Genomic DNA, 9555 nt, shown 5'->3' with positions numbered 1-9555 from the left:
CCGCCTGCTGAACCGTCACCGCCCCCGCGGCGAGGAGCAGGAGCGCCCACAGTTCGGGAGCGGTGGCGAGCGGCAGCACACCGCGGGACGCGATGTCGACCACTCCCTTGGTCAGTACGGCCGAGACCCCGAACAGGGCGCCGCCCACGGCGCCGAGCAGCAGCGCCTTGCGCGCGCCGCGCACCCGCCGGGCGGCGATCAGACCGGCCGCCACCAGCGGGGCACCGACGAGACAGGTGAGCACCCAGTGCAGCGGCTCGGCCCGGGCGAGTCCCGGCCGGGGATTCCCCAGCACCACGAGCACGGCGACCGACCCCGTGAGCGCCGCCGCCCACAGCCACTCACTCCGGCCGACGCTGCGATCGGCGAGGCGGGCACCCAGTGGCAGCGCGAACAGGAGTGACAGCACCAGCAGCGGCTGCACGAGCAGCAGAGAGCCCCGGCCGAGCGCCGCGGCCTGGAAGGCGTATCCCCCGACGCCGGCGACGGTGCCCAGCCACCACACGGGGTTGCGGACGAGAGCGGTGATCGGGCCCAGCGTGCCCACGGCGTCGTCCGGCACACCGGCCGCCGTGCGTTGACGCACGACCGTACCCACCGCGATGCACAAGGCCGCGGCGATCGCCAGCAGCGCTGCGCCCACCGAGTCCGACACGCGCCCAACCCTAGGGCGAAGCGCGGTACCTCGCCGATCGAACGAGCCGGGCCCGACCGGGTCGCCCGCGGCCGGTCGCGCGGTATCACCCGGGCACGGTCAGCGGCCGGCCATCGCCCTGAGCAGCGGGGCTGCGGGCAGCGACGCGAACAGCGCCGCCTCGTCGCGCCACGTCGACTCCTCGTCGAGGAACCGCAGGATCGGCTCCGCGGAGGACCGGTCGAACAGCCCCGCGAAGGCGCGCTCGAGCACCGCGGGCCGCTCGACGACGGCCCGCAGCAGCCCCTGGTCGTACCGGGCGAACCGGGACGGAGCAGGCCGCACGTCGAAGGGATGCCCGTGCCGGGCGAGCGACTGCGCGATCGCCGCACTGTCGCACTGGATCCGCTGGTACGCATATCCGCTGCTGCCCTTGAGCATTCCGCCCGCGGCGCCGATGCGCACGATGTTGCCGCTGCGCCGCGCGGGCGGCCGCGACGCCAACGGAAGCCGTGCGGACTCGTCCGCCTCCACGATGTAGGTGTCCTCGTCCGCGCCGAGCACGGCCGCCAGGTACTCCCGGAGCGCCTCGTCGTGAGCGGCGGTGCCGACGGGCCCGCCGTCGGGGTGCGCGAAACTCGTGTGCTCGACGAGGGCGTGCCGGGTATCGGTGGGCAGCACGTACACGAAGGACGCCGCCCGGCGCTGATCGGTGCGGAAGTCGAACAGGGTGGGGACGTCGGGATCGAACAGGGGAGCTTCGGTGCGGATCCGCCACCCGCGGAAGTCCAGCCACGCATCGGGGCTCGTCCCGCGGTCGTCGGCGTCGGGGCCCCGGCCGTCGAAGACCCACTCGGGGTGCAGCTCCGTGCCGTCGGACAGGGCGACACGCGGGCGGGCCCCGTCGTGCACCTGCGTCACCCGGCCGGTGCGGAGCCCGATGTCGTCGACTCGGTCCGTAACCTCGCCGACCACCGACGCCAGGTCGGCTCCGCGGACGACGCCGTACCGGTACCGGCCGAGGCCGAGCGTGCGGGCCCGTCCGCCCGCATGGACCCGGATCCGGGCGAACCGCGCGGAGACGGCCGCGTCGAGCAGCCCGGACCGGCGGGACCAGAACGCCCAGCCGGCGTCACGGATGTCGCGGGCGCCGTCGTCGACGAGCACCACCGGGCCGGGTCGCGCCGGGACGGCGGCGAGATGGGCCGCCAGCGACAGTCCGCTCAGGCCCGCACCCAGGACGGCGATGCCGCCGTCGACCGGTCCGCTCCACGCTCGCACGCTCGCTTCTCCCCTCGCCGGAGACCCTCCCTCCGTCACCGTACCGGCCGCCGGTGAATCCGGTGCGCCACTATGCGGCCCGGGCGCGCGTCCGCTCGCGCAGCCAGGCCATCGCCGGCATGCGGTAGGAGTCGATGCCCTTGTACGCGGCGATCTCGGCGGGCAGTTCCTCGACGATGTCGGCGAGTTGCTCGGCCCACGCCGGGACCTGCGCGATCTCCTCGAGCGGTGCCATGTAGGTGCGGATGTTGAACACCAGCGCCCCCGTCATCGGCAGGCGGATCAGGTGCTCGAGTTCGATGCGCAACTGGATGCGGCCCCAGTCGCGTTCGGCGATCAGCTGCGGCATGTCGTCCATCCACTCGGGCATCGTCTCGAGGCTGGTGTCCCGGCGCCGCGAACCGACCGCGGAGAAGGTCCAGTTCACCCGCCGGTACGGCCGCTCGGTGGTGAGGCGCCGCATGAACTGCTCGGCGCGGTCGGTCACCCCGTTCGGGGTCAGGCCGGGAACGGGCCGGTGGATCTCGTGCAGGCTCATGCCGATGTCGAACTTGACGGACCAGTCGGCGGACGACGTGACCAGCGCCGCGTCGAACCACAGGTGCCCGTCGCGCTCGGTCACCAGCAGCACGTCGTCGGGCAGCTGACACCCGATGAACACCAGCGGATGCTCCGGCAGGGTGCCCGAATCCCCCGGCACGAACCATTGATCGATTCCGAGAAGGTCGTTGCGCCAGCGGTATCCGCCGTTCTCGACGTCGAGGTGCATGACGTCGGGAAACGAGGCCGCCATGTCGCGCATGTAGTAGAGCATCAGGTCCCAGCACGCCGGCGTCATGTGCGGCAGCATCTGCACGCGCCCGGGGTCGGCCTCGACGATCGAGCGACGCAACCGCATCATCTCGACGTACTCGTCGTGGCTCTTGCCCAGGTCGACGATGTGCTCGCCCCAGGCCCCGGCGGCGGTCTCGGTGCGGCGCGGCGCCGGTTCGACGTTCACGGCGTAACGGAACGTCCTGTCGCCCTCGGGGAAAGGCCACGGCAGGCAGGACAGGTCGCTGGCGACGGAGGTGGTCACGAAGGTTCCTTTCCGGATGGCGGGTCAGGCCACGGCCCCGAGGTAGGTGCCGTGATGTCCCGACAGATGAGGACGGATCTCGAGGTCCAGGCCGCACGAACCGCAGGCGACGACCGCCCCGGGAGCGGCGTCGACGGACTGGGTGGTGGCGCAGTGCGGGCAGAACAGCGACACTCCGTCGGCGGCGGTGACGTAGGTGGTCATCTCGCACGGCAGCACGCCGGCGGTACGCGCCGCAGCCGTCGCGGCCATCGCCTCACGCCGCGGGCCGGCGATCAGCACGCGGGCACCGGCGCGGGCCTCACGCACGAGCCGCGACACCTCGTCCGCGCTCGCGTTCGGCACCGTGGTCGCGACGCGGCCGAGGGCGAGTGCCTGCGCCGCCCAGGCCGTCACCGCGGCCCGCGCGTCGGCGCAGTCGCCGAGGCTGAACAGCAGGTGGATGCGCCCGCCCGGATCGATCGGGGGCACCGCACCGGTGACGAATCCCGAGTTCTTCACGGCCGCACACCTCCGAACTCGCGCAACCACTTCAGACCGGGTTCGCGGGTGCGCGTGATGCCCTTGTAGTCGGCCATGTCCTCGGGCAGTTCCTCGAGCACCCGGTAGAGCCGGTCGGCCCATTCCGGCACCAGCGCGATCTCCTCGAAGGGCAGCAGGTAGGTGCGGATGAGGAACATGATCGCGCCGGACGCGCCGAGCCGGATCAGGTGCTGCACCTCGACCCGCAGGTGCAGGCGACGGCCGACGTCGTCGAGCGGGCCCTCGGCGAGCAGGCGCCGATCGCGTCCCCATTCGGGATACGTCTCGGTGGCCGTGTCGAGCCGGCGGTCCACGGTGAGGGTCCAGTTGGTGCGCCGATACCGTTGCCCGGCGTGCAGTCCCATGAGGAAGGACTGGGCGCGGGTGATCACCCCTTCGGTGTGGATGCGGGGCACGGGACCGTGGATCTGCAGGAAGCTCATCCCGACGTCGAAGCGCAGCGACCAGTCCGCGGCGAACGTCACCAGGCCCGCGTCACCCCACAGGGCGCCGTCGCGCTGATCGAGCAGCACGACGTCCTCCTGGATCTGCCGGCCGATGTACAGCAGCGGCGGCTCGGGCAGGGTGGCGGACTGCCCGTAGACGAACGCCTGCTCGAGGTCGAGGGCGCGGTTGCTCCACCGCCGGACGGTGCCGTCACGGTCGAGCGCGAACGTCTGAGGGTATGCCTCGGCCAGCATCTTCATGAGGGTGAGCATCGCGTCCCACTGCGCGACCTCCATGTGCCCGAGCGCCTGGAAGCGGCTCGGGTCGGCGTCGAGCACGCGCCGTCGTTCGGCGAGTTCGTCGAGGAGGAAGCCGTCCATGTCGACCGGGTGCTCGCCCCAGCCGCCGGCCGCCGTGTCCGCGCGGGTCCCGGCCGGCTCGACGTTGGTGCTGTACCGGTAGGTGTCCCGCGGGAAGGGGAACGGGAACCGCGCGACGCGTTCCGGGAGCACCTCGAATTCGGTTGCGGCAGTCACAGGTCCAGCTCCAATCGCTCGCCGCCGGCGCGGGAGACGCACGGCATCATGCAGTCGCCGGCGTGCTTCTCCGCGTCGGTCAGGTACAGGTCGCGGTGCTCGATCGCGCCGTCCGCCACCGGGATCCGGCACTCGCCGCACACCCCCTGCCGGCACAGGTTGGGCACCGGTACCCCGCGCGCCTCGAGCGCTTCGAGCAGGCTCACGCCGGAGTTCACGGCGATGTCGACCCCGGTGCGGCGCAGATGCGCGGTGAACGGGGTTCCGGGCTCGAGGTCGCCGACACCGAAGTGCTCGTAGTGGATGCGGGCGTCCGGCCAGCCCGCGCCGCGGGCGCGACGGGTGAGTTCGTCGATGAGACCGGAGGGCCCGCACACGTACAGGTGGGTGCCGAGCGGCTGATCGAGCAGGGCCGGGCCGAGTGCGGCCCAGAACTCTTCGGGGGTGTGGTAGGTGTGCAGGCGGTCTCCGCACAGTTCGCGCAACTCGCCGAGGTGCGGGCCGTCGCCCTCGCGGAAGGTGTAGTGGACCTCGAAGGAGCGGCCCCACTGAGCGGCGGCGCGGGCGTGCGAGAGGATGGGTGTGACGCCGATACCGCCGGCCACGAGCATGTGGTGACGCGCGGTGAGGATCGGCGCGAAGGCACTTCGGGGCCTGCTGACCTCCACGACGTCCCCGACCTCGAGGGCGTGGATCCAGCGGGAGCCGCCCCGGCCGGTCTCGTCGAGCCGCACGGAGATCGAGTAGCTCTGCGGTTCGAGCTCCGGACCGGTCAGGGAGTAGGAGTTGCGGCGGGGCCGGCCGTCGTCGTGGGCGCCGCAGGAGAGCACGACGTGGCTGCCTGGGGTGAACGACGGCAGCGGCGCACCGGTGGGGTCGACGAACCGCACGTGCCGCACTCCGGTGGCGACGGTGGCCACCTCGGCGACGGTGAGGGCGAGGGTCGCGTCGCTGCGCCGGACGGCCGCTCCGGCATCGGATACGAGGGTCATCAGCTTTCCTCCGCGTCGAGCTGGTAGCCGAGATATGCGCCGTGGTGGCGCGAAACGTGGTGGTACACGACGAGTTCCGCCGAACACGCGGGGCACGTGCTGGTCTGCCCGATCGCGGCGGTGGCGTCGTGGGTGTGTCCGCAGTGGGCGCAGTACACCGTGCGCGTGTCCGTGGTCAGCACCTCGGGCAGGATCTCGTCGTCGAGCGCCCCCGCGGCGACGGCCACGGCCCGGGCGGCGAGGACGGCGGCCTCGTCGCCCACCAGCACGAGCCGCCAGCCGACGCGGGCCGCGGAGAGCTGGCGCTGCAGCACCTCCGCGGCCGCGTCGCCCCAGGTGGCGGGCGCCCGTAGCCAGCTCACTCGCCGGCCTTCGAAGGAGGTCACCAGGCGGCGGGCGTGGTCGGTGGCGGCGTCGCCGAACGACAGGACGGTGACCGTCCTGCCGCCGTCGGCCACGGTCCGCTCCTCGTCCCAGCGCGGCACGCTGGTGGTCTCCATACAGACGCTCATGGCCGGATCCTTACGGCGCGAACGTGCGCTGGCCGACGTAGAACGCCAGGGCGCCGTGGGGGGTGGTGAAGCGGATCCGCGAGCCCTTGGGGAAGAAGATCGCGTCCTTGGCGCGGGCGATCTCGACCTGGCCGGTATCCAGGTTCTCCAGGCGGAACTCCCCTTCGAGGACGACCTTCATCTCGTCGTACTCGTACAGGTAGTCCAGCGGGGCGTCGGTGTGCGCGAGCTTGAAGTAGCCCGCGGCCATCTCCGACCCCTCGGGGTTGGGATAGACGTCGTCGATGAAGCCCTCGGTGCCCGGGAATTCCTCGGTGGACATCTGGGGCAGGGTCTTCCAGAAGTCTGCGGTGACGCGGAATGCGGGAACCGTGGTGGTTTCTGCCATGAGTGCTCCTAGGAACGAGGCCGGCTGCACCGGCCGTGGGCGGGAGGACGGAACGTCGATCGCTGACGTGAAACAGACAGTAATGAGATGAAACGCACCGACGGTTGCCGACGCGTTAACGCGTGTAACCGAATCCTCTCAGCGTCAGGAACATTCGTTTCTCCCCCGAGCGGCGCGGGCCGAGCCGGACCGTCACCACAAACTCACGGCGGCGTAACACGCCCGTCATGCATGCTATGTTTCATTGCATTCGACAGCGATTCACCTTATGAAACTTCGCAGCCGAACCCCAGGAGTCCCCATGACGCTCGAAGCCACCGACCTCCCCGTGATGCGTCTGCCCTCCACGGACGCCCCCGCCGATGCCGCCGGCTCCGCCGATCTCGCCGCACTCGCCCGCGCCACCGACACCCGCTTCATCCTCGCGGTGTTCACCAACCTCGCCGGCAAGCCCTGCGCCAAGCTCGTCCCGGTCGAGGCGGTCGACGAGCTGCAGTCCGACGGGGTCGGCTTCGCGGGCTACGCCGCCGGAGCCATGGGTCAGGTCCCCAGGGATCCCGACCTCGTCGCTATCCCGGATCCCACCTCCTTCACGCCGATCCCGTTCGTGCGCCCGGGCCTTGCGCTGGTGCACTGCGATCCCCACGTCGAGGGCAAGCCCTGGCCCTACGCCCCGCGGGTGATCCTGAAGGAGGTTCTCGGCAAGGCGGCCGAACGGGGCCTGTCCGTCAAGGTCGGCGCCGAGATCGAGTACTTCCTCGTCCAGCGCGACGAGGACGGGACGCTGCGCACCGCCGACGTGCTCGACACCTCCCGGCAGCCCTGCTACGACGCCCGTGACGTCACCCGCATGTACGAGCACCTGACCTCGATCTCCGCGGCGATGAACTCCCTCGGCTGGGGCAACTACGCCAACGACCACGAGGACGGCAACGGGCAGTTCGAGCAGAACTTCCAGTACGCCGACGCGATGACCACCGCCGACCGCGTCGTCACCCTGCGCTACCTGATCTCGGTGCTCGCCGAGCAGCGCGGCATGACCGCGACCTTCATGCCCAAGCCGTTCGCCGACCGCACCGGCTCGGGCATGCACATGCACCTGTCGCTGTGGCGGGAGGACGGCTCCGCCTTCCCCGACGCCGAGGACCCCCGCGGTCTCGGCCTGTCCGAGACCGCCTACGCGTTCATCGCCGGCATCCTCGACCATGCCTGCGCCCTGCAGGGCGTGATCGCCCCGACCGTCAACTCCTACAAGCGGACCGGCGCCACCGCGACCAGCTCCGGCGCGACGTGGTCGCCGCGGCACGCCACCTACGGCGGCAACGACCGCACCCACTACCTCCGCGTTCCGGACGGCAACCGCGTCGAGCTGCGCGGCGGGGACGGCTCCGCCAACCCGTACCTCGCTGCCGCCGCGACCGTCGCGGCGGGCCTCGACGGCATCGACCGCAAGCTCGATCCCGGCGCACCCGGCGGCACCCCGAACTCGGAGACGCTGCCGATGACCCTGCTGCACGCGATGGACGCGCTCACCGCCGACCCCGTCGTCACCGGCGCCCTCGACGCCGCCGGCCCGGGCGTCGCCGAGTACTTCGCCTCCCTCAAGCGGGAGGAGTTCTTCCACTGGCACAACACCGTGACCTCGTGGGAGATCGACAGCTACCTGACCGCCTTCTGACCCGTTCGGTCCGAACGGGCCACCGCGAACGACGACCTGTAAAGGAGAGACGACCCATGTGCGGAATCGTCGGGCTTCACCTGCGTGACGCCTCCCTCGCCCCCCGGCTGGGTGGCCTGCTGACCGGCATGCTCGGCCAGATGGTCGACCGGGGGCCGGATTCGGCCGGAGTCGCCCTCTACGGCGACCCCACCTTCTCCCCCGCCGGCCACGCGTCGGTGTCCCTGCTCGGCGCCGCCCCGGACGTCGCCGCCACCGCCGGTGCCGCACTCGGCGTGACCGTGACCGCGATCGACCTGGCCCCCACCACCGTGCTCCACGCGCCGGTCCCGGCCCAGTTGCTCGCCGACACCGTCCGCGCCGTCGACCCCGGTGCAACGATCATCGGCTTCGGCGACGACGTGACCGTCCTCAAGGGCATGGGCGATCCGGTGGCGCTGGCCGAGCGCTTCGGGATCCCGGCCGCCTCCGGCTGGCAGGGCGTCGGCCACACCCGCATGGCCACCGAATCGGCCGTCACCGCCGCCGGCTCGCACCCGTTCGCCGTCGGCCCGGACCAGTGCCTGGTGCACAACGGCTCGTTCTCCAACCACCTGTCGGTCAAGCGCGAACTCGAGGCCGAGGGTGTGGCATTCGACAGCGAGAACGACACCGAGGTCGGGGCACGGTTCGTCGCCAAGCACCTCGCCGAGGGCGCCGACCTGGAGAAGGCCCTGCGTCTGCTCGGGGAGCGCTTCGACGGGTTCTACACCCTCCTCGTGTCGACGTCCGACTCGTTCGCCGTCGTACGCGACCCGATCGCCTGCAAGCCGGCGATCGTCGCCGAGACCGACGCGTACGTCGCGATGGCCTCCGAGTTCCGGGCCCTCGCCGGCCTGCCCGGCATCGCGGACGCTCACATCTTCGAGCCCGAGCCGGAGCGGGTCTACGTATGGCACCGCTGACCAGCACCGACGCTTCCCCCATCTCTTCGACGCCGGAGACGCCCATGACCACCGAGACGCTGCGCACCGACACACTGCCCACCGACACGCTCCCCGCCACGGCGACGTACGACCTGGACGTCACCACCACGCGCGAACTGAACGCCGCACTGCAGGCCACCGAAGCCCCGGCCGCGGTGACCGTGACCAATCCCCAGGGCAAGCACGCCCTCGCGTGCGGGCTCGACCGGCCGATCGACGTGCGCATCGAAGGCCACGTCGGCTACTACGCCGCCGGGATGAACAAGCATGCGACCGTCACCGTCGCGGGCAACGCCGGGGTCGGGGTCGCCGAGAACATGATGTCGGGCACCGTGCGCGTCACCGGGGACGCCTCCCAGTCCGCCGGCGCCACGGCCCACGGCGGGCTGCTGGTGATCGAGGGCAATGCCGCCGCCCGCTGCGGCATCTCCATGAAGGGCGTCGACATCGTCGTCGGCGGCAGCATCGGCCACATGAGTGCCTTCATGGGACAGGCCGGACGGCTCGTCGTCCTCGGCGACG

General features: G+C 71.5%; 10 protein-coding genes and 1 pseudogene. 3 read left to right on the top strand and 8 right to left on the bottom strand.

Annotated features, from left to right (window positions below):
• The 8 genes from AIIKEEIJ_RS08230 to AIIKEEIJ_RS08195 all read right to left on the bottom strand — a co-directional run.
• On the bottom strand, positions 1-655 hold a 655-nt coding region (locus AIIKEEIJ_RS08230), incomplete at its 3' end, for a DMT family transporter (protein ID WP_161995399.1).
• Positions 656-754: 99 nt separating this feature from the next.
• Positions 755-1915: a lycopene cyclase family protein gene (locus AIIKEEIJ_RS08225; protein ID WP_072635040.1), complete on the bottom strand. Its 1161-nt coding sequence runs from the start codon at positions 1913-1915 to the stop codon at positions 755-757.
• A 70-nt stretch (positions 1916-1985) separates the two neighbouring features.
• Positions 1986-2993: a heme-dependent oxidative N-demethylase subunit alpha family protein gene (locus tag AIIKEEIJ_RS08220; RefSeq protein ID WP_161995398.1), complete on the bottom strand. Its 1008-nt coding sequence runs from the start codon at positions 2991-2993 to the stop codon at positions 1986-1988.
• Positions 2994-3017: 24 nt separating this feature from the next.
• The gene (locus tag AIIKEEIJ_RS08215) at positions 3018-3494 is read right to left on the bottom strand and encodes a dimethylamine monooxygenase subunit DmmA family protein (RefSeq protein ID WP_006937269.1); all 477 of its coding nucleotides are present in this window, start codon (positions 3492-3494) and stop codon (positions 3018-3020) included.
• A complete protein-coding gene (locus AIIKEEIJ_RS08210; protein ID WP_006937271.1) occupies positions 3491-4498 on the bottom strand; it encodes a heme-dependent oxidative N-demethylase family protein in 1008 nt (335 codons plus the stop codon). The genes AIIKEEIJ_RS08215 and AIIKEEIJ_RS08210 overlap by 4 nt, the downstream gene beginning before the upstream one ends.
• Positions 4495-5490 carry a PDR/VanB family oxidoreductase gene (locus AIIKEEIJ_RS08205; protein ID WP_029543120.1) on the bottom strand — a complete coding sequence of 332 codons (996 nt, stop codon included), beginning with the start codon at positions 5488-5490 and terminating at the stop codon, positions 4495-4497. Before AIIKEEIJ_RS08205 ends, AIIKEEIJ_RS08210 begins: the two co-directional genes overlap by 4 nt.
• Positions 5490-6002: a dimethylamine monooxygenase subunit DmmA family protein gene (locus AIIKEEIJ_RS08200; protein WP_230304459.1), complete on the bottom strand. Its 513-nt coding sequence runs from the start codon at positions 6000-6002 to the stop codon at positions 5490-5492. The genes AIIKEEIJ_RS08205 and AIIKEEIJ_RS08200 overlap by 1 nt, the downstream gene beginning before the upstream one ends.
• A gap of 10 nt (positions 6003-6012) precedes the next feature.
• Entirely contained in the window at positions 6013-6390 is a 378-nt protein-coding gene (locus AIIKEEIJ_RS08195; protein ID WP_006937276.1) for a cupin domain-containing protein, read from the bottom strand.
• A gap of 301 nt (positions 6391-6691) precedes the next feature.
• Between AIIKEEIJ_RS08195 and glnT the strand changes: the two genes are divergently transcribed.
• The 3 genes and pseudogenes from glnT to AIIKEEIJ_RS08180 all read left to right on the top strand — a co-directional run.
• Complete coding sequence (gene glnT, locus AIIKEEIJ_RS08190; protein ID WP_010592825.1) at positions 6692-8068, top strand: type III glutamate--ammonia ligase; 1377 nt, start codon at positions 6692-6694, stop codon at positions 8066-8068.
• A gap of 56 nt (positions 8069-8124) precedes the next feature.
• Positions 8125-9012 (top strand): glutamine amidotransferase, encoded by an 888-nt coding sequence (locus AIIKEEIJ_RS08185; protein ID WP_006937281.1) that lies wholly within the window; start codon positions 8125-8127, stop codon positions 9010-9012.
• 44 nt (positions 9013-9056) lie between these two features.
• Positions 9057-9555, top strand: a pseudogene (locus AIIKEEIJ_RS08180) (protein glxC); the annotation flags it as partial.

Origin of the sequence: Rhodococcus sp. YH1 (genome assembly GCF_009939605.1) — a bacterium.
Taxonomy (GTDB): Bacteria; Actinomycetota; Actinomycetes; order Mycobacteriales; family Mycobacteriaceae; genus Rhodococcus; species Rhodococcus aetherivorans.
Note: the sequence above shows the minus strand (reverse complement) of the source record. Positions and strands in the feature narration are given on the sequence as shown.

Bases quoted from the DNA above. Each gene is read 5' to 3' on its own strand.
- glnT (WP_010592825.1), top strand. From the start codon at position 6,692: ATGACGCTCGAAGCCACCGACCTCCCCGTGATGCGTCTGCCCTCCACG.
- AIIKEEIJ_RS08185 (WP_006937281.1), top strand. From the start codon at position 8,125: ATGTGCGGAATCGTCGGGCTTCACCTGCGTGACGCCTCCCTCGCCCCC.
- AIIKEEIJ_RS08200 (WP_230304459.1), bottom strand. From the start codon at position 6,002: ATGAGCGTCTGTATGGAGACCACCAGCGTGCCGCGCTGGGACGAGGAG.
- AIIKEEIJ_RS08205 (WP_029543120.1), bottom strand. From the start codon at position 5,490: ATGACCCTCGTATCCGATGCCGGAGCGGCCGTCCGGCGCAGCGACGCG.
- AIIKEEIJ_RS08195 (WP_006937276.1), bottom strand. From the start codon at position 6,390: ATGGCAGAAACCACCACGGTTCCCGCATTCCGCGTCACCGCAGACTTC.